At 72.2% G+C, this 19,912-nt stretch carries 17 protein-coding genes and 1 pseudogene; 14 read left to right on the top strand and 4 right to left on the bottom strand.

Going from position 1 to position 19,912, the window contains the following annotated elements; all coding sequences use genetic code 11:
- Positions 1 to 66: 66 nt before the first annotated feature.
- Entirely contained in the window at positions 67 to 1,005 is a 939-nt protein-coding gene (locus CD790_RS23095) for an AraC family transcriptional regulator (RefSeq protein WP_144385227.1), read from the top strand.
- A 190-nt stretch (positions 1,006 to 1,195) separates the two neighbouring features.
- Entirely contained in the window at positions 1,196 to 1,801 is a 606-nt protein-coding gene (locus CD790_RS23090; RefSeq protein ID WP_144385226.1) for a dihydrofolate reductase family protein, read from the top strand.
- A gap of 117 nt (positions 1,802 to 1,918) precedes the next feature.
- Here the strand turns inward: CD790_RS23090 and CD790_RS23085 are convergent, their stop codons facing one another.
- Positions 1,919 to 2,146, bottom strand: a complete 228-nt coding sequence (locus CD790_RS23085) for a hypothetical protein (RefSeq protein ID WP_144385225.1) — start codon at positions 2,144 to 2,146, stop codon at positions 1,919 to 1,921.
- A 611-nt stretch (positions 2,147 to 2,757) separates the two neighbouring features.
- Between CD790_RS23085 and CD790_RS23075 the strand changes: the two genes are divergently transcribed.
- The 6 genes and pseudogenes from CD790_RS23075 (at position 2,758) to CD790_RS23050 (ending at position 10,812) form a co-directional block, all read left to right on the top strand.
- Positions 2,758 to 4,341, top strand: a complete 1,584-nt coding sequence (locus CD790_RS23075) for a GMC family oxidoreductase (RefSeq protein ID WP_144385224.1) — start codon at positions 2,758 to 2,760, stop codon at positions 4,339 to 4,341.
- 129 nt (positions 4,342 to 4,470) lie between these two features.
- Positions 4,471 to 4,989, top strand: a complete 519-nt coding sequence (locus CD790_RS23070) for a hypothetical protein (RefSeq protein ID WP_144385223.1) — start codon at positions 4,471 to 4,473, stop codon at positions 4,987 to 4,989.
- A gap of 132 nt (positions 4,990 to 5,121) precedes the next feature.
- Positions 5,122 to 5,733, top strand: a complete 612-nt coding sequence (locus CD790_RS23065) for a GNAT family N-acetyltransferase (protein WP_186319187.1) — start codon at positions 5,122 to 5,124, stop codon at positions 5,731 to 5,733.
- Positions 5,734 to 5,954: 221 nt separating this feature from the next.
- The gene (locus CD790_RS23060) at positions 5,955 to 6,842 is read left to right on the top strand and encodes a sigma-70 family RNA polymerase sigma factor (protein ID WP_144385222.1); all 888 of its coding nucleotides are present in this window, start codon (positions 5,955 to 5,957) and stop codon (positions 6,840 to 6,842) included.
- A 483-nt stretch (positions 6,843 to 7,325) separates the two neighbouring features.
- The gene (locus tag CD790_RS23055) at positions 7,326 to 9,677 is read left to right on the top strand and encodes an FUSC family protein (RefSeq protein WP_144385221.1); all 2,352 of its coding nucleotides are present in this window, start codon (positions 7,326 to 7,328) and stop codon (positions 9,675 to 9,677) included.
- Between the two features lie 251 nt (positions 9,678 to 9,928).
- Positions 9,929 to 10,812, top strand: a pseudogene (locus CD790_RS23050) (aminoglycoside phosphotransferase family protein).
- Between the two features lie 27 nt (positions 10,813 to 10,839).
- On the opposite strand, the gene CD790_RS23045 reads toward CD790_RS23050, so the two are convergent.
- Positions 10,840 to 11,421, bottom strand: coding sequence for a GNAT family N-acetyltransferase (locus CD790_RS23045; protein ID WP_144385220.1), 582 nt, complete (start codon positions 11,419 to 11,421; stop codon positions 10,840 to 10,842).
- Positions 11,422 to 11,629: 208 nt separating this feature from the next.
- Between CD790_RS23045 and CD790_RS23040 the strand changes: the two genes are divergently transcribed.
- Entirely contained in the window at positions 11,630 to 12,097 is a 468-nt protein-coding gene (locus CD790_RS23040) for a hypothetical protein (RefSeq protein ID WP_144385219.1), read from the top strand.
- A 43-nt stretch (positions 12,098 to 12,140) separates the two neighbouring features.
- Here CD790_RS23040 and CD790_RS23035 read toward each other — a convergent pair whose 3' ends face one another.
- A complete protein-coding gene (locus CD790_RS23035) occupies positions 12,141 to 12,776 on the bottom strand; it encodes a DUF2867 domain-containing protein (RefSeq protein WP_144385218.1) in 636 nt (211 codons plus the stop codon).
- A gap of 208 nt (positions 12,777 to 12,984) precedes the next feature.
- Between CD790_RS23035 and CD790_RS23030 the strand changes: the two genes are divergently transcribed.
- Entirely contained in the window at positions 12,985 to 13,644 is a 660-nt protein-coding gene (locus CD790_RS23030) for a TetR/AcrR family transcriptional regulator (protein WP_144385217.1), read from the top strand.
- Between the two features lie 689 nt (positions 13,645 to 14,333).
- On the opposite strand, the gene CD790_RS23025 is transcribed toward CD790_RS23030, so the two are convergent.
- Complete coding sequence (locus tag CD790_RS23025; protein WP_144385216.1) at positions 14,334 to 14,975, bottom strand: hypothetical protein; 642 nt, start codon at positions 14,973 to 14,975, stop codon at positions 14,334 to 14,336.
- Between the two features lie 201 nt (positions 14,976 to 15,176).
- On the opposite strand from CD790_RS23025, the gene CD790_RS23020 reads away from it, so the two are divergent.
- The 4 genes from CD790_RS23020 to CD790_RS23005 all read left to right on the top strand — a co-directional run bounded on the left by CD790_RS23020 (position 15,177) and on the right by CD790_RS23005 (position 19,909).
- On the top strand, positions 15,177 to 16,253 hold the full coding sequence (locus CD790_RS23020; protein ID WP_144385215.1) for a glutamate--cysteine ligase: 1,077 nt from the start codon (positions 15,177 to 15,179) through the stop codon (positions 16,251 to 16,253).
- Between the two features lie 482 nt (positions 16,254 to 16,735).
- Positions 16,736 to 17,968, top strand: coding sequence for a serine hydrolase (locus tag CD790_RS23015; protein ID WP_186319186.1), 1,233 nt, complete (start codon positions 16,736 to 16,738; stop codon positions 17,966 to 17,968).
- A gap of 73 nt (positions 17,969 to 18,041) precedes the next feature.
- A complete protein-coding gene (locus CD790_RS23010; RefSeq protein WP_222108295.1) occupies positions 18,042 to 18,545 on the top strand; it encodes a GNAT family N-acetyltransferase in 504 nt (167 codons plus the stop codon).
- 242 nt (positions 18,546 to 18,787) lie between these two features.
- Positions 18,788 to 19,909, top strand: coding sequence for an amidinotransferase (locus CD790_RS23005; protein ID WP_144385283.1), 1,122 nt, complete (start codon positions 18,788 to 18,790; stop codon positions 19,907 to 19,909).
- Positions 19,910 to 19,912: the final 3 nt, after the last annotated feature.

The raw sequence follows: 19,912 nt of genomic DNA, 5'->3' as shown, positions 1-19,912 counted from the left end.
ACGGGCGGAAAGTAGGGTGGATCGCCACCGCCGACGCGGCGGGGTGGAAACGGGGGAGGGGCGAGATTGGACATCCTGAGCGAGGCGCTGAGCTCGATGCGGACCGGGCAACCCACGTCGGTGCGCACCGAAGGCCGAGCGCCGTGGGGCCTGCGCCTCCCCAAGGTGGCGGGGGCCGGTTTCCACGTGGTGCTGCACGGCAGGTGCTGGCTGGTCCCCCTCGACGACACGCGACACCTGACGCCGCTCGACCTGACCACGGGTGACGTGGTCTTCCTGCGGGACGGCCGGGACCACATCCTCGCCGACCACCCCGACACGCCGGCCGAGGTGGAGCAGCCCCACCACTACCGTCCGGGATCCCCCCTGGGCACGGTGAGCCTCGGCGGCGACGGGCCGCTCACCCGTCTGCTGTGCGGGAACTACCACCTGGACCAGGGGCGCCCCCACCCGCTGGTGCGTCAACTCCCGGAGGTCGTCCACCTCAAGACCGGGCAGGGCCGCCACCCCGAGCTGAACGCCGCGATCGGCCTGCTCGCCGCGGAGTTGGAGAACCCGCGCATCGGGTCGGCCGGCATCGTGCCCACGCTCATCGACTCGCTGCTGCTCTACATCCTGCGAGGCTGGCTGGAGGAGCAGCCACCCGCGACGACCAGGGGCTGGGCCGCCGCCCTGGGCGACTCGGCGGTGGCGCCGGCGCTGGCGGCCATCCACGCGGACCCTTCCGTCCCGTGGACGGTCGAGTCGCTCGCCGAACGGGTGGGCCTGTCCCGCGCGGCCTTCGCACGGCGCTTCACCACGCTGGTCGGCGAGCCGCCCATGGCCTATCTGACCCGCTGGCGCATGACGACCGCCGCCAGGCTCCTCCGGGAGTCCAAGGCCCCGCTCACCGCGGTGGCCGCCCGGACCGGATACGGCTCGGAGTACGCCTTCGCCAAGGCGTTCAAGCGCGAGTTCGGGCAGGCTCCCGGCGGCTACCGCCGACAGTCCCGGACCGCCGCCTGAGGAGCCCGGGGCCCGGTCGGCCGTGGGAGGGCGGGAGGCCGGCGCCCGCATGACGGTCCGTCACCGTGGGCGACATGCCACCGCGGGCGCGGAAGGTTCTCCCAGGGCGTTGTCGGTGGTCGATGTCATGATCGGTCGAGTGGGGGTCAGTTCACGACCTGGCCCAGGTTCGAGGCAGAGGAGCATGTCGGTGCGCATCGTGATCAGCGAGTTCATGAGCTTGGACGGCGTCGTGCAGGCGCCGGGCGGCCCGGAGGAGGACACCGACGGCGGGTTCGCCCACGGCGGCTGGTCGCACCCGTTCTTCGACCCGGAGGTGGTGGGCGGCGCCTTCGACGACGCGTTGCGCACGGCAGAGGGGCTGCTCTTCGGGCGCCGCACCTGGCGGACGATGGCCGCGGCGTGGCCGGAGCGGGCCGGCGACCCCTTCGCGGACCGGATGAACGCCCTCCCGAAGTACGTCGTTTCCGGCACCCTCGGCGACGACGAGGTGACGGCGTGGGAGAACACCATCCGCATCCCCGGCGACGAGGCCGTCGCCCGGCTGCGGAGCCTGCGCGCGGCCGACGGCGGAGACCTGCTGGTCATGGGCAGCCCCACGCTGGTGCGCACCCTGCTGGGAGAGGGCCTGGTCGACGAGCTCCGACTCATGATCATGCCGGTGCTGCTGGGCGGCGGAAAGACGATCTTCCCGGCCGACGGTGGGCTGCGCACGCTGGAGCTGGTCTCCACGGTCGCCAGCGGCGCGGGTGTGCAGGTGTGCACCTACCGCCCGGTGGCCCGGGCGTCGGCCTGACACTCCGACGGGCGGCCCCGACGCAGCGCCCACGACACGCACGCGGGGCGGCCCGGCGGAGTCCGGAGGACGCTCGTATGACGCTCGCGGGGCGGCCCGGCGGCGGCCCGAGGGGGCTCAGCCGCGTCGGATGCGACGGACCAGCCGGGACAGCATGAAGTACAGCACCGTGACGACCGCCCAGCCCGCCAGGAACTGCATGGCCAGGGGCTTGTCGCCCTCGCTCCACAGGATGGCCGTCAAGCCCGGGCCGCCGATCCACCAGAGGAACACGATGATGGCGATGACCGCCCCGGCGACGGTTTCGGCCAGTTCGCCGAGGACCTCCTTGACCCAGTCCAACATGACTGCCTACCCCCGTGCGGACGAAGTGATTGCTTGATCAACTGTAGGAGTGTAAAGGCAGGTGTCGGCGCCTCCGACCGGCCCTTCCAATGAAGATCACTAAGGCGATCCGCCGCCGGTAGGGTGGCCCGTCGTGGACGTAGCCATGGGAAACGAGATGGTCGCCGTACCTCCGGGGCGGGCACACAGCGCGGTTGGTCGGTCGACGTCGCGCCCTACCGGCTGTCGGCGTTCCCGGTCACCCAGGCGTGGGGTTCCGCGTCGCGCGCTCCGTGCCCCCCGCCCGACCGTAGCCGCCGCACCCGCCAGGGGCCGGTGAGGGAGCACGCCGCCCCGGGTCGACCGGCGGCCGGCCTGGCAGCCGACGCCCACTCGGACGTCGACGCCCCCTGAGCCTCGGAAGGCGCTGCGCCGCATCGGGCACGCCGCCTTCGACGACCCCGCCCCGCCACGCCGCCATCGCCCCCCCCGCGCCGGCTCGCCGCCGGCCAACGCGTGGGCGGCGACCCACCCCTGTCCGAACATCGCCACGCGGCCTCCCCTCGACGCCGGACCCCGCCCATCATGAAGGGCGCCCGTGTCCTGAGACGTGCACCAGGGAGGGGAAGCCCGTGCGGGACGAAACGCACGACTACATCGTGGTGGGGGCGGGATCGGCAGGCTGCGTCCTGGCCGCGAGACTCAGCGAGGACCCCGGCGTCCGCGTCCTGCTGCTGGAGGCCGGTCCCACCGACGACGCCCCGGAGATCCGCATACCGGCCGCGTTCGGCAAGCTGCTGCGCACCGGGTACGACTGGGACTACACCACCGAGCCCGAGCCGGGGCTGGACGGCCGCCGCCGCTACCTCCCGCGCGGTCGGATGCTCGGCGGCTCGTCGTCCATGAACGCGATGATCTACATACGCGGCAACCACCGCGACTACGACGCCTGGTCCGACGCCGGCGCCAAGGGATGGAGCTGGGACGAGGTCTTCCCCTACTTCCTCCGGGCGGAGGACCACCACGCCGGCCCGTCCCGCTGGCACGCGGCGGGTGGCCCGCTCACCGTCAGCGAGGGCCGCTCCCGCAGCCCGCTCATGGCGGCGTACGTAGAGGCCGCGCGGCAGGCCGGCCACCGGTTCAACCCCGACTTCAACGGACCCGAGCAGGACGGCGTCGGCTTCTACGAACTCACCCAGCGCGACGGGCTGCGCCACAGCACGGCCGACGCGTATCTGCGCCCCGCCATGGAGCGGCCGAACCTCACGGTGCTCACGGGGACCTGCTGCACCCGTCTGCTCTTCGCCCGGGAGCGCGTCGTGGGCGTGGCGGCCGAGCGCTACGGGAGCCCGCTGGAGCTCCACGTCGAGCGTGAGGTGATCCTCGCGGCGGGCGCCTACAACTCCCCGCAGCTGCTGATGCTCTCCGGTGTCGGGGTGGCCGCGGAGCTGGCGGCCGTCGGCATCACCCCCCGCGTCGACCTGCCCGTCGGCGAGAACCTCCAGGACCACCCCCACCTGCCCCTCATCCACCTCACCGACACCGAGTCGCTGCTGACCGCGGAGTCGCCGGAGAACGTCGCCCTGCTGGAGTCCGAGGGCCGGGGCCCGCTCACCTCGAACGTGGGGGAGGCGGGCGGTTTCGTCCGCACCGTCGACGGTCTCGACGCGCCGGACGTGCAGCTCCACGCGCTCCCGGCCATGTTCCACGAGGAGGGCCTCGGCGCTCCCGTCACGCACGGCTTCCACCACGGTGCGGTGCTGCTGAACACCACCAGCCGGGGCAGGGTGACCCTGCGCTCCACCCTGCCCAGCGCCAAGCCGCGCGTCCTGCACAACTACCTCACCACGGAGGAGGACCGCGCGGCGGCGGTGCGGTCCCTGCGGCTGCTGCTCGACATCGCCGGCCGACCGGCCCTGCGGGCGCACCGACGAGCCGACTTCCTGGTGCCGCGCTCGGACGGCGACTCCGACCTCCTCGACTTCGCCCGACGCGAGCTGCACGGCCTCTACCACCCGGCGGGCACCTGCGCCATGGGCACGGTGGTCGACGAGGTGCTGCGGGTCAACGGGGTGAGCGGGCTGCGGGTGGCCGACGCCTCGATCATGCCGACCCTCGTGCGGGGCAACACCAACGCGCCCACCATCATGATCGCGGAGAAGGCCGCCGATCTGATCCGCGGCCGGGCCGCCCCCCTTGCCTCGCCGCCGCGGTGACTCACTGAGTGACCGTCATCTTCTCCTGCGGACAAGGTTGTTCGCCGACCCGACGGCCGGGCCGCAACCGGCCGCACCCCCGGCCGCTCGGCCATGGGGAACGGCCACTCGGACGGGCATGATGACCACATGAATGATCGTGAAGAACTGCCGATGGCGGTGGACGCGGAAACGCTGCTCACCCTGGCCGACGAGTACCACGACCGCGCGGGCCGGGCCTGGGGGACCCGCGAGGTCGGCGGACACCTGGTGAAGGTGTACTCCCTGGAGACCCCGGGCCGCACGGTCACGGAGCGGGACGCGGCGGAGGCGCTGCGGATCGCCGCGGGCCATCTCCAACTGGGGCGCGCCCGCGGGTCGCTCGGACTCGCCGTCGTGATCCTGCACGCGGGCGGTGACGGCGACTACGTCCTCGTCCACACCTGGATCGAGGGGTACATGTCCGACCTGGCCGTCTTCACCGGCCCCGCCGCGCGGCCCGACCTGCTCCGCCCGGGCCGCGCCGGCCTCGCTCCCTGCGTCTGGGAGGCGGCCGTGCTGGCTCATGAACGGGACGCCTTCGCCCGTCACGTCCTCGGCGGGGGCGGCGCGCTCCCGGACCGACTGGCCGCCTGGGGTGCGGATGCCCTGAGCGGAAGCGTGCGCTGACGGAACGGTGGGCGGGAGCGGCGGCTGACGTCGCCGTGCCCGCCCACCCCGGTGAACGCACCCTCCTCGCATATTTTGCACTAGTGCAAATAAGGATTGAAGCTAGTTCAAAAACTGGTTAGGGTTCTGGCCATGGCTGCGAACATCACTGCGAAGACCCCTGTGTCGACATCGCTGACGGGTCGTCACGTACACCTCGTTCCCCTGACCATGGATCACCTCCCCGACCTCTTCGTGGCGGGCGGTGGCGACGACGAGGTGTGGCGATGGCAGGGCGGACCCACCCCCCAGACACGCGAGGAGCTCGGCGCGAAGCTCGCCGAGCTCCTCCAGGAGTCGGAACGCGGCGAGTTCGTCCCCTTCGCCGTCATCCACCGCGACAGTGGTCGGACCGTCGGCTGGACCACCTACACGGCCATCGACACGGTCCATCGGGGACTGGAGATCGGCTGGACCTGGTACGGGCGCGCGTACTGGCGCACGGCGGTCAACACCGAGACGAAGCTCCTCCTGCTGGACCACGCCTTCGAGGAGCTGGGGATGGAACGCGTGCAGTTGAAGACCGACCACATGAACCACCGCTCACAGGCCGCCATCGCCCGTCTCGGCGCCCAGCGCGAAGGGGTGCTGCGGCGGCACCGCCTCCGCCCGGACGGCACCTGGCGGGACAGCGTCTACTTCTCCCTCGTCAGGGAGGAATGGCCGGCCGCCCGGACACGCCTCGCCGCCCGGCTCGACGCCTGACCCGTCGGACCGCGCGCCGTCCGTGACGGGCTGGCGCGGCCGATCGGCCCGGTACGGATGGTGGGCGCGGTCGTCGACGGGGTTGTCCGGCTCCAGCTCCCCTCAGCGACGCACCGCAGCCCCATGAGCTCCCGCATCGCCTCCGCTGTCGCGTCTCGTAAGATCACGAAGGAAACACTCCGTCACCATAACGACGGAGCACAGCGGGGGAATGCGAAGAGATGAACGAGAAGGACTTCCTGGCCGAGCGCTTCGAGGAGCACCGTAGCCACCTGCGCGCGGTCGCCCACCGGATCCTGGGTTCCTTGAACGAGGCCGACGACGCCGTCCAGGAGACATGGATCCGGCTGAGCCGCGGCGACAGCGGCGACATCGCCAACCTGGGCGGCTGGCTGACCACCGTCGTCGGTCGCATCTGCCTGGACATGCTGCGCTCGCGCACCTCGCGACGCGAGGACTCGCTGCCCGATCACGAGTCGACCGACCCGCTCCCGAGGAGCGAGGAGGCCCCGGTCGACCCCGAGCAGGAGGCGCTGCTGGCCGACTCCGTCGGCTCCGCGCTGCTCCTCGTCCTCGACACGCTCACCCCCGCCGAGCGGCTGGCCTTCGTGCTGCACGACCTGTTCGCCGTGCCCTTCGACGACATCGCCCTCATCCTGGACCGCACCCCCGCGTCGACACGTCAGCTGGCGAGCCGGGCCCGCCGCCGGGTCCAGGGAAGGCCGGTCGACGCGGCCGCCGAGACCGACCACACCCATCGCCGCGCGGTCGTCGACGCCTTCCTCACCGCCGCCCGCGGCGGTGACTTCGACGCCCTGCTCGCCGTCCTCGACCCCGAGGTCGTCGTCCGTGCCGACCAGGCCGTTCCGCTCCTCGGCGGGGCCGACGAACTCCGCGGCCGCTCCTCCGTGCTCAACGCCTTCCTGGGCCGGGCCCAGGCCGCGCGCATCGCCCTGCTGGACGGCTCCGTGGACGCCGCCTTCGTCCCCGACGGCCAGGTGCGCGGCGCCCTCCACTTCACCATCGTGGACGGCAGGATCACCGCCATCGACCTCCTCGGCGACCCCGCCCGGCTGGGCCGCCTCACCGTGGAGGTCCTCGACGCCTGACCCCCGCCGACCGGACGCCGACTTATGCCATCCGCGGACGGACGAGCCCTGCCGCACCGGGCGGAGTCCCGACTCTCGCCGCCCGCGGACGGCAGGGGCCTCCCGCGGACACGGGGACCGTCTCCGGCGACGCGTTGTCGGGGCGGCATCCCGCGTCCCTTCGCCGCGCTCGCACCAGTGCCGGGGGCCGACGCCCCCGGCGCCAGGAGCGCCTCGCGGCGCCGCCCGGCGAGCGGCCGCCCCGGAGTTCGTGCGGCTCGTGCCAAGGAACCGGCGGGGCCACGGAAGCCGGCGCGGATCGCCGACCGTCGCCGCGGTATCGATCGCTCCCCGCCCGTCGCCGCGGTGGCGGCGCCGAAGGCGGCTCGGCTGACGGCGTCCAAGGCAGTCCAAGGCCCCTTCCGTACGACGCCGACGCTCGGCTCGACCCGACCGCCCGCTCCGCGCCATGCGGCGTGCCGCGCCAGGCATGATCCTGGTGGCATGGGTGATGGGCCCGGCGGCGAGCGCGCGGGCGGACGGCGCCTGTGGCCGGGGTTCCCCGCGCGGTACGCCGGAGCGGCCCGCCGGGCGGCCCGGGTCACCGTCGCCGCCGCCGGCGGGTTCTACCTGTTCCTGTACGGCCTGGAGCTGCCGGTCGCCGCCCCGTACGCGCTGTTCGCGGCCGTCGCGATGGCCGGGCTGTCCCGGATCCCCGGGACCGGGCGGCAGCGGGCCGCACTGCTGCTGCGGCTCCTGCCGGCGGCGTGGCTGCTGGTCGCCGCCGGCACCTTCCTCGCGGTACGGACCTGGAGCGCGGTCGCCGGGATGCTCGTGATCGGCTTCGCCCTGGCCTTCGTGGCCGTCGGCGGCCCCCGGCTGGGCGGGGCGGCGCCCGGCATGCAGCTGCTGTACATCCTGCCGTCGTTCCCGCCGTACGCTCCGGACACGCTGCCCGAACGACTGATCGGCACCACCGTGGGCATGGCGCTGCTGATCGCCGCGGAGGCGGTGCTCTTCCCCGACCCGCCCACCGTGCCCTACCGCGAGCTCGCCGCCCGGGCCGCCGAGACCGCCGCAGGCTGCGCTGACCAGCTGGCCACGGCCCCGTACGCACTGAGTGGAGCCGCCGAGCGGGAGGCCCTGAGCGCGATCCGGTCGCTCCGGCCGTCCCATGTGCCGGAGGCCGAGCGGCCTGCCGGGCCCGGGGTTCGGGAACGGGCACTGGCCCACACCGGGCTGGCCACCCGCGCCCTGCTGGAGCGGCTGCGACGGCTCCCCGGCGGCGGCAGGCCGCAGGGGCCACCGGGGCTCGAGCGGCCGCCGGTGCTCGCCCAACCCCCGGTGCTCGCGCAGGTGGAACGGACCGCCGCCGAGATCGTGGCCCTGCTGCGCGGCACGCTGCCCGCCCGGGCACCCCGCCGGGCCCATGAGTCGCTGCTGCGCACCAGGAGGGAACTGGCCACCGGCGACCCGGGTCCGGGCACGCCGGCGGTGCTGCGCCGACACGCCGCCCTGTTGGAGATCGCGGACGCCGCGCTGGCCGCGTCGACGGCCGCGGACATCTCCGTACGGGGCCGGGACGCGGCCCGGGGACTCCCGCCAGACCGCTTCTGGTACGCGCGGATGCGCACGCCGCACCTGTGGTGGCGCCGCCTGGTGGGGCACGTGGGCCAGCGCTCCGTGTTCTTCCAGAACGCGGTCCGGATCAGTCTGGCCCTGGCCGCGGCCCGGACGGTCGCCGGCCTCGACACCCTGCCCCACGGCTTCTGGGCGATGCTGGCGACCCTGACGCTGACCCGGACCACCGTGACGGAGACGCGGCACACCATCCAGCGGGCGCTCACCGGCACGCTGATCGGCGCGGTCGTGACGGCCGGACTGCTGACCCTGGTGGGCGCGGACACCGCCGTGTACGCGGTGACGCTGCCGCCGTTGCTGCTGGTCACCTTCACGCTCGGCCCGGTCCGCGGGGTGGGGTGGGCGCAGGGCCTGTTCACGGTCGTGGTGGCCCTGGTGTTCGCCCAGTTGGTGCCGGTGACCTGGCAGTTGGCCGAGGTCCGGTTGCTGGACGTGCTCATCGGGAGCGCCATCGGCGCCGTCTTGGGACTGCTGGCGTGGCCGCGCGGCGCGCACGAGGAGTTGCGGCGCTCGGTGGCCGTCCTGCTGCGGGGCACGGCCGAGGCCGTGGTGACGACGACGGCCGCGGTGGCGGTGGGCGGGGTGCGCGAGCCGTTGGCGGCACCCGGTCAGCGCTCGCTGCAGCACTCCCTGATCCTGGCTGAGTCGGCATTCGCCCAGATCCAGAGCGAGCCGCACGACCACGCCGCCGTGGGCGGACCCGCGGGCTCCGGACAGCACGCGGCGGCGTCTCGGTCGCCGACCGGGTCCGGACGGTTCGCCGTTCCTGTTCCGACACCGACAGATACACAGGCCGGGGTCGAGGCCGACGAACCGAGCGCGCCACTCCAGCCGGTCGAGGCGCCGCTGTCGCCGGACTGGCAGGCCGCGCTGATGGCCGGACACCACACTCTCTGGGGCGCGCAACGCCTGCTGGAGCCTTCGCCCCCGCTCGACGGCGCGGCGGCGCCGTGGGTCGCGCCACCGCTGGACCCGGAGTCCGCGGCGGCCGTGACCCGCCGCGGCGACCGGGTCGCGGCGCGGATGCTCCTCGTGTCGGCGGCCCTCGACCCGGGTGGCGACACCCCCTCCGCACCGGCCGCGGCGATACGCGACGCCACGGACCCCCATGACGCGGACCCCACCGACGCCCCGCGGGTCTACTACGCGACGGTGTCGTGGCTGGACTCCCTCTCCGCGGACCTGAAGCGCATCGGTCGGGGCGGCCGCGGTTGAGCGCATGAGCTCACCCGTGCGGCCCCCGACGGTGCCCGGTGAGGTGCCGGCGTATGGACGGGAGACGTTCACGGCTGGATGGGAGACGTCCGCGGCTGGATGGGAGACGTCCGCGGCGACGACAGACGTTTCAAGCGACCACAGCGCACATCCAGCGAGGCCGGGGAGAAAACCGTTCGACGGACGGAGCAGGGAGGCACTGTGATGGCTCTCCCGCCTGCGCAGGAGCAGGCCGACCAGGGGAGTTGCCGTTGGCGACCGAAAGCACCCGGGAAGCGTGTCCGGCGATCGACGGCGCGCTGGCCCGGCGCCTGATCGACACGCGGTTCCCGCGGTGGGCCGGGCTGCCGCTGCGGCCGGTCGAACCCGCCGGCTCGGACCATGTGATCTACCGTCTGGGGCGGGAGCTGTCGGTCCGCCTGCCCCGTCACGAGGGCGCGGCCGGGCAGGCCGAGAAGGAGTTCCGGTGGCTGCCCCGACTCGCCCCGCGGCTGCCGCTGGCGACACCGGTGCCGGTGGCCGTGGGGAGCCCGCGTTCGGCTACCCGTGGCCCTGGGCGGTGTCCCGCTGGCTGGACGGCGAGACCGCCACCGCCACGGCGCTCGGCGACTCCGTCGAGACCGCCGGGGACCTGGCGGACTTCCTCACCGCCCTGCGGGGGATCGCGCCGGAGGGCGCGCCCGACGAGCTGGCCGGACGACCGCTGGCCGACCGGGACCACGCCACCCGGGCCGCCATCGCGAAGTGTGCCCACGCGTTCGACGCCCGGGCCATGACCGCTCTGTGGGAGGCGGCGCTCCAGGCACCCGCGTGGCACCGGCCCCCGGTCTGGTTCCACGGGGACTTCCACACCGGCAACCTGCTCACCGTCGACGGGCGCCTGAGCGCGGTCATCGACTTCGGCGAACTCGGCTTCGGCGACCCGGCGCGCGATCTGACCATCGGGTACACCCTCATGTCGGCGAGGAGCAGGGCCGCGTTCCGCGCCGCGCTCGACGTCGACGACGCCACCTGGACCCGCGGCCGCGGGTGGGCCCTGGCCACCGGCCTGAACGCCCACGTCCACTACGCCGACGTCGATCCCCGGGTCGCCGCGCAGACCACACGCCAGATCGAACAGGCTCTCATCGGCTAGCTACGGAGAGAGGAAGGCGACCGACGGTCACCAGAGCTTGTCGATCTCACCCGGGTACACCTCGATGCGGCTGTCGTGGAACGAGGCCCGGGCCTGCCGGGCCTCCGGCGAGAAGAAGTCGGCCATGGTCACCTTGTCGAAGACGGGCTGATCGCTGGGGAACGGGGCGTGTGGTGTCCCGCCGACGAGCACCGCGCCGGGCAGGACATGCCAACCCGCGCTCTCGTAGAACGCCCGGAGCGGGCGGTCGCAGGTGAACAGCCCCAGGTCCAGGCCCTGGGAGCGCATCGCCTCCCGGGCCGCCGCCACCAGGCGCCGGCCGTGTCCGCGACCCCGTGCCTCGCGCCGCGTCACCACGGTGCTCAGCCCACCGGCGGCGAAGCGCCCACCCGCGTGCACGAGCTCCTTGGTCAGGATGTCCAGCGCCGCCAGCACCGTCCCCTCGTCCACGAGCAGCAACGACCGGGGCCGCAGCGCGGGATCGTGCACCGTCGCGTCGACGGTGACCGACTCGCCCGGCGCGGACGGCCACGCCTGCTCCTGTACCTCCCGCACCTGCACGCGCAGCTCGGACGGAGTCGCCTTCTCGGCGAACGAAAGGATGTGCATGCACCGATTATTCGGGCCACCCGTCAGATGAGCGCGAGCGACCCCGCACCGCCTCCACACGGCGACGACCGCCCCGGCTGGACGGCGGCCCGCACACCCACCGGCCACGCGCCGAGGAGCGATCGCCCGATGCCGCGCGCGCCACGCGGGGGTGGCTCATCTCGGGGCCGCCCCTCGCGCCCGACCCGGCGTGTGGTCGGCTGATGCCGTGGAAACCATCTGGACGAGTGTCGTCGCGGTGATAGGTACGTTGGCGGGTTCGGTGATCACGCACGCCTTCCAGGGCCGCGCGTCCCGACGCGGCGAGCTGTTCGCACGCTCTGAGGCGCTTCGGCAGGAACGCATCGCCACGTACAGCGCGTTCGCGGCGGCAGTGGAGGAGTACCGGCGCGGTCAGGCCGAGCGGTGGTACCGCAAGGTCGAGGACCCCGGCGGGGAGACGTTCCTCAGGGCGCGCGACGAGGCACACCGTCTTCGCACCCTGACACGACAGGCGCTGTACCGGGTCAGGCTGCTCACCGACGACCAGGACGTGGTCCTCGCGGCTGAACGGGCCTACGCGCGCACCATGGAGGTGTCGAACGCACAGGATCAGACGGACCGGGACACGCGGGACACCCGGGCGAGGGAGGCCATCGAGGCGTTCGTGTCCCGCGCCTCGCCCCTGCTGCGCTGAAGTGGCGCGGCGTCACACGGTCGTCGTGCGGCCGTGGTTCCGGTCAGTCCGGGCCTGCGGTCTCTCCGCGCGCGGCGTCTCGGGCGTGCCGGTTCGGCCGGCCGTAGTCGAGCCAGGCACGTTCCCACTGGCGGGTCAGCGCCGGGTAGACGATGAGGTACCGGAACGGAAGGATGGCGGCCATGTAGAGCCGTCCGAACAGTCCGTTGGGTTTGACCAGCGCCGCCATGCGCAGTTCGTATCCGCCGTCGTCGGTCCGCACCCAGCCCAGGTGCATGATGTCGTGGACGGTCTTGTTGCCCAGTTCGCGGGCCGCTTCGTTGTCGAGCTGGTACACCTCGGAGAACGGGTCGGTGCAGGAGACGGCGTCGTTCGCGGTCTGGGCGAGGTCGAGCGGGAGGCGGTCGCGCAGCGAGGCGACCCGCCCACCCAGGCCCGCCTGGGGGGTGTCCCAGCCGAGCAGGGCACCGAGCTTCCAGCGCACCGCGAACAGGAACCGGACCGCGGCGGGGTCCTTCCGGGTGTCGTAAGCCGTCTTCAGCGCTTCGACCATCACAGGGAAGTCGTCGGGCCCGGCGTCGGGGGCGCGGAAGGACCACACGTCCTCGATCCGGAAGTCGTGGGTGAACTCGTGGATCCGCCACGGCTGTGCGGTGTGGGCGGCTTTCGGGATGCGCATCGGTCATTCCTTCCGAGCCGGTGTTCCCTGTCGGTCGGGCCGGGGCGGGGTCGGAACCCGGCGACGATCGTCGCCCGGCCATCCGCGCGTCGATGGTCACGGTGGAGCAACGCGGACGGCCCGCCAGGTTGCGGCCGCACCGGAGAACAGGGAACCGCTAGTTATGGAACTGTTGGTTTCGATACTGCTGGTTCCGTATGATGCACCCATGTCCGCTCCCAAGCAAGCTCGCAACCAGGGGGGCCGCCCCCGAGACAGCCGCGTCGACGACGCCATCGCCTGCGCCGTTCGAGAGCTGCTGACCGAGGTGGGATACGCGCGGCTCACGATGGCCGAGGTGGCCGCGCGAGCCGGCGTGGGCAAGGCGGCGATCTACCGGCGCCACGCCACCAAACAAGAGATGATCTTCGATGTCCTGGTGCCGGATCAGTTCCTGGCCGTGGCACCCGACCGTGGATCGCTCCGCGCAGACCTGGCCGCCGTGCTCGCCGAGATCGCGGACACCATGGCCGCGCCGCCCCAGGGAACGGTCCCCGGCCTGCTGGCCGATGTCCACGCTGACCCCGCACTGCGTGACCGGTTCGACGAGAAGTACCTGGGAGCCCAGCGCCAGACCCTCACGGAGATCCTTGACCGCGCGATCGCACGCGGCGAACTCGCCACCCGCCCCGACCCGGCCGCCCTCAACGCCCTCCTTGTCGGCCCTGTCTTCGCCTGGCTGTTCCTGCTGTCCGAATCCCCCGCCCAACTCCCCGCCCTGACCTCCGCACTTCTCGACGCGACACTCGCCCTCACCAGCCCCGGATCTCCCGGCGCAGCAGACGCCTCCGGCAGTGAGATCGGGACTCGTCCAGGTCCTCGGACATGAGCGCTTGGTGGCCGACCACTCGTCGCAGCGATCCGGTGCCGGCGGGAGCGGTCCCCTGTCAGTGCCTCGCTTTAGGCTGCCCCGCATGGGCAGTTCGGGCCGCGACCGCATGAGCGCATCGGCGTTCCACGAGCCTGCTCGACGTCTCACCGATCTGATCGACGAGTCCGTATTCGATCCACACCTGTAGCATCCACGCCGACCGCTGAAGACCCACCCGTGACAGAAGGCAGAGATACCCACCGTGTTCCAGGAAACCCCGATCTACGTTCGGCTCGTCGCCGAACGAGGCGACGTCCCAGCCGAGGTGCGCAATGAAGCCGAGCGGATACACCGGGACCTGGCCAGGGTGATCGTCCTCTCGGCTCCGGCCGGACGGGGCGTACCACCGCATGGCGCACCCATGCGATAGTCCCCGCCACCCTCCCCGGAGTCCCCCCACTCGCGTGCATGTGCAGACCGCTTGACGCTGTTCGCCGGAGAGTCGAACCCCACGCTCTCCGCACTCCGTAGCCGCGTCGCGCACAACCGCACACCCCGGCTGGTCCCCACCCCGCCGGGGGAGTCGGGACGGCGGGCACGAGCCACGGCCCCTGGTGTGAGGCTGGGTCAGCACCCTGTGTCGCCCCTCTCACGACCCGGGTGACGAACAACGGATTCCCGCACGCTCGTCACGCCGGTCATGACCGTCACGGCAGGCAGTCCTCGTGCAGCTCCCCGCCGAAGACGTTCCGCGCGTGCGTGCGCATCCGCCGGCCGTAGGTCCGGTCCTCGGCCAGGGCGGAGTAGCCGCGGCCCTGACATGTGATCACGCCGGCCGTGTCCGCCAGGTAGACGTCCAGTCCCGGATACATCAGCTCGATGCAGGGGATGTCGTCGACGTCGAGGGCGAAGACCGGGTACTCCCCGTGATCGTCGGGCTCGCCGGTGGCCAGGACCCGACGGGAGTCGGACCCGCCCGGCAGGAGGAAGCACTCGTCGAAGCGAGTCGACAGTGCGTCATAAACCCCTCCCCACTCGTCGCCGAGGGTGTCGCGCGCGAGCCGTCCGAGCGGGCGCGGTGTGAAGCGGTGGTCGGGACCGAACCAGCCGAACCGACGGAAGAACCCGCCGTCGAACGCCAGCCAGCGACGGAGGCTGGGCGGCAACGGGCGCCCGCTGGGGAACGTGGCGGTGGCCAGCACATCGGCGGGCACCGGCTCCGGCGGCCCGTCCAGCCACGGCCCAGCCCACGGGGCGTAGTCGAGGATCAGTCGGTGCGGTTCCGCCTCGACGGAGGCGATGACGCGCTCGGTGAGGGCGGCGCCATGGTCGACGGTAGGGGTTGTCATGCTCAGTGCCGTCCCGTTTCGTGGATTGTCCGCCGGTACGCGGTCGGCCGACTGTACGACCCGGCACCGACAGCGGCACCCGTCGGCACCGGTCCGGCACCGGTCCGGTACCGGTGCTCCGCGTGGGCGAAAGCTGCGTGAGTCGTGGCGTGTCGGGCAACCGAGATCTCGTAGTCTCCGGACAGAGAGGTGTTGGGTCCGATGCGAAGCGTGGGCGTGGAGGAAGAGCTGCTGCTGGTCCACCCGGAGACCGGGGAACCGCAGGCCGTGTCCGGCGCCATTCTGGAGGCCACCGGCCGGGACGGAGCCTTCGCGGCGGAGCTGCAGCGCGAGCAGTTGGAGTTCGCGACCGAACCGCACCGGGCCATGGCGGTCCTGGCGGCGGACGTGCGGCGCCGGCGGCAGGCGGCCGCCGAACGGGCCCGGGCGGTCGGGGCGCAGGTGGCGGCCCTGGCCACCTCGCCGTTGGAGGTGGCCCCCACCGTCGGGGATGGCGAACGCTACCAGTGGCTGGCGAGGGAGTTCGGCCTGACCACGCAGGAGCAGCTGACCTGCGGCTGTCACATCCATGTGAGTGTCGAGTCGGACGAGGAGGGTGTCGCGGTCATCGACCGGATCCGCCCCTGGCTGCCGCCGCTGCTCGCCCTGAGCGCCAACTCCCCGTTCTGGCAGGGTATGGACAGCGGATACAGCAGCTATCGCAGCCAGGTGTGGAGCCGCTGGCCGTCGGCCGGCCCGACGGAGGCATTCGGGTCCGCCGAGCGGTATCACCGGCGGGTGGAGGCGATGCTCGCCACCGGCACGCTGTTGGACAAGGGAATGCTCTACTTCGACGCGCGCCTCTCCCACCGGTACCCGACCGTCGAGGTGCGGGTGTCCGACGTGTGCATGGAGGTGGACGACACCGTGCTCGTCGCGGCGCTGGTGCGCGGCCTGGTGGAGACGGCCGCCCGCGGCCGACTGGCCGGGGAGCCCGCGCAGGAGGTCGGTGTCGGGGAACTTCGGCTGGCCTCGTGGCGCGCCGGGCGCTCGGGGCTCAGCGGTGACCTGGTGGATCCACGGACCGGGAGGCCCGGCCCGGCCGGAACCGTGCTCCAGGCGCTGCTGGACCATACGGTGGACGCGCTCCAGGACATCGGCGATCTGGAACTCGTCCGGGACCGCCTCGGAGAGGTGCTGTCCCGGGGCAACGGGGCCCAGCGGCAGCGCGACACCTTCGGTCGCACGGGTGACCCCCGGGCCGTCGTGGCGGACGCGGTGGAGCGGACGGCGGCCTGACGCGCGCAGGCACGGGACGGACCACTGACCAGCCGGACCGAAACCAGGGGAGGGACCGGCGGCCTCAGCGGCGAGCTCCGAAGGGCGGGGGCGGCCCGAAGGGCGGGGGCGGGCGATACGGGGCGGTCGCGGTGGCGGTGGCACAGGGGGGTTAACACCACCATGCGGCAGGGGGGTAACAGCATTCCCTCGCATCGGCCGCTCAGCGATGCTGGTCCCACAGCCCGGTCGCCCCTCCACCAGCCCTGAGCCGGTGGCCTCCCCTTCCACCAGCCCGTCGCGAGCCGGTGGCCTCCCCTTCCACCAGCCCGTCGCGAGCCGGTGGCCTCCCATCAACCCCACCCGCAGGAGATTAGGTCTTGTACGAGTACGAAAGCCGCAGGTTCCGCTGGTTACGGAGGCAGCACGGCCCCCGGCGTACCCCGAGATCCGTCACCGGCGCTCGCGGGGCGAACGAGCGGCTCGACAGGCCGAGGACGGAGATGTCGCGTGTGCCACCACGCGCCGCCGCTGCCGTCGGACCGGTCGGGGCCGTCGTGGCGGTGCTGACGGCCACCGTGCTGACGACGGCCCTCGCGACGCCCGCCTCTGCCACCGCGACCGCGACAGCCAACGCCACCGCCCCCGCGACCGATCCGAGGACGGCCACGCGGGGCGAGCACCGGGCCACCCAGCGGGCCATCGACGCGGAGGTCGGGAACGGGGTGCTCGGGGTGCTCGCGGTGGCCCGGAAGGGGCGCGAGACCTGGAGCGGACACGCCGGCACAGCCGACCTGGAGACCGGTGCGCCACGGCGGTCCGAAGAGCGGTACCGGGTCGGCTCGATCACCAAGACCTTCGTCGCCACGGTGATGCTCCAGCTGGAGGCGGAGGGGAGGCTTCGCCTGGACGACACCGTCGACCGCTGGCTGCCCGGCCTGGTCCGGGGCAACGGGCACGACGGCCGTCGGATCACGCTCCGTCAGATCCTCGGTCACACCAGCGGGATATCCAGCTACACCGAGGATCCGGGTTTCCAACGCACCGTGTTCGGCACCGACTTCCTCCGACACCGCTACGACACCTGGACACCGCGGCAGATCGTCGAGCTCGCGATGACCCATCGGCCGGACTTCCCGCCCGGATCCGGCTGGCATTACTCCGACACCAACTACATCCTCGCCGGAATGGTGATCGACAAGGCCACCGGTCATTCCTACGCCCATGAGATCGAGCACCGCATCCTGCGCCCGCTGGGTCTGAACTCCACCGAGCTGCCGGGCACCGAGGCCCGAATACCCGAGCCCAGCGGCCGCGCGTACTCGAAACTGACCGGAACCCTCGGCGGGCGTCCGGAGCCGGGCAGCGTGACGTACGACGTCACCGACCTCAACCCCTCCCTCGCGGGCGCGGCGGGCGAGATCGTCGCCACCGCCAGGGATCTCAACCGGTTCTACCAGGCCCTGCTCTCGGGAAAGCTCCTCAGGCCGCGCCAACTCAAGGAGATGACCACGACCGTGCCCGTCGGCGCGGGATCGAACGTCTTCTACGGCCTCGGCCTGATGAAGCTGACGACGCCCTGCGGCGACCTGTGGGGCCACAGCGGCGGAATCCACGGCTCCTCCTCGCAGACCCTGACGACCGCGAACGGCGAGCACGCGCTGTCGATCAACTTCAACAGCGACTGGAGTGGCACCTTCGACCGCATCGTCGAGGCCGAGTTCTGCGGGACGTGACCCCGACGAGGGCAGCGGGGGAGCGAGGCGGAATCCGATGGGCCGCGGCCAGGCGACGTGGCACGATGGAGCCATGCGGTCTGATGTCTCGCTCCACCCCCTTGACCAGGCTCTTCTCAAGGATTTGCGGCGCGTCGCCGTGGCGGACGCCGAGCCCCGCGAGGTGATGCCGCCGGTCGGCGGGCCGGATGGTTGGACGCTTGAGCGTCAGGCCGCGTTTCTGCGGTTTCACGAGTCGAGAGCGCTGGCTGTCGAGCCTGTGGAGACCACCTTCGCCGTCGTCGTGGGCGAGCGGGTGGTCGGAGCCGCGCGGCTGTGCCCGATGGAGGAGCCGGCCGGGGCGGTGGAGGCCGGGGTGTGGATCGGCCGTTCCCATCGTGGCGCCGGCGTGGGCGGCGCTGTCCTCAAGCACCTTCTGGACCGGGCTCGCGCCGAGGGGATCGATACGGTGTGCGTGAGCACGGCACCCGAGAACACGGCTGTCAGACGTCTGATGACCCGCATGGGTGTGGATCTCGTCCATGAGGGAGACGTGCTCACGGGGTGGATAGACCCGGCCGCGGTGGTCCAGCCGTAGCTCGGTGAACATGGGAGCGCGCCCGGTGGCCAGAGGCCGGGGGCGGCGGGCGGTTCCGTCGTCGACGCGCACAGACGCACAGCCCTGCCACACCGCCTTGAGTAAAGGAACTGGGTACAGTGAATCACTGAATTCCGCGATCGAAAGCGGTTGAGTATGGCGGTGGTGCGAATGGCCGGCATTCTGACGCCGGCGGTCGAGGACGATGCCCAGACGTGTGCCGGTGCCGGGGAATACGCGTGATGGCGGCGCCATCGGCCGCGACGGACAAGGCCGCGGAACCTCTCGCTTCGCCGGTCAGCTCGCACAACGAGTGGGATCCGCTGGAGGAGGTCGTCGTCGGGCGCCTCGACGGCGCGACGATCCCCTCCAAGCATCCGGTCGTGGCCTGCAACCTCCCACCCTGGGCGGCGAGGTTGCAGGGCCTCGCCGCCAGTTGCCGGTATCCGCGCAGAATGGTGGAGGAGGCGCAGCGCGAACTCGATCAGTTCATCGCCCTCCTGCGGTCCCTCGGCATCACGGTCAGGCGCCCGGACGCGGTCGACCACGGGCAGCGCTTCGGCACCCCCGACTGGTCGTCGCACGGTTTCTGCAACACCTGTCCGCGGGACAGCATGCTCGTGATCGGCGACGAGATCATCGAGACCCCGATGGCATGGCCGTGCCGCTATTTCGAGACCCACTCGTATCGCACGCTCCTCAAGGACTACTTCCGGCGCGGAGCGCGCTGGACGGCGGCTCCCAGACCGCAGCTCACCGACGCACTCTTCAAGGCGGATTTCACCGTCCCCGCGGACGGCGAGCCCATGCGCTATATCCTCACCGAGTTCGAGCCGGTTTTCGACGCCGCGGATTTCGTGCGCGCCGGGCGGGACCTGTTCGTGACGCGCAGCAACGTCACCAACGAGATGGGCATCTCCTGGCTGCGCCGCCATCTCGGATCGGGATATCGCATTCACGAGATCGAGAGCCGCTGCCGCGCGCCGATGCACATCGACACGACGTTCATCCCGCTCTCGCCCGGAAAGGCGCTGGTCAACCCCGAGTACATCGACGTCGACCGCCTGCCCGACATCCTGAAGTCCTGGGACATCCTGGTCGCTCCCGAGCCCAACCCGATCGACGAGCGCCTGCTGAGGCTCACCTCGATGTGCGGCAAATGGCTCAACATGAACGTTCTCATGGTCGACGACAAACGGGTGATCGTGGAGCGGCACCACACCGACATGCTGCGCGCCCTCGAGAGATGGGGATTCGAGCCGATCCCGTGCGACCTGATGCACTACGCGCCGTTCGGCGGCTCGTTCCACTGCGCGACGCTCGACATCCGTCGCCGCGGCACGCTGGAGTCCTATTTCCCCTGACCC

The sequence above is a fragment of the Streptomyces sp. SAJ15 genome, assembly GCF_007595705.1.
In the GTDB taxonomy this organism is placed as follows: domain Bacteria; phylum Actinomycetota; class Actinomycetes; order Streptomycetales; family Streptomycetaceae; genus Streptomyces.
Note: the sequence above shows the minus strand (reverse complement) of the source record. Positions and strands in the feature narration are given on the sequence as shown.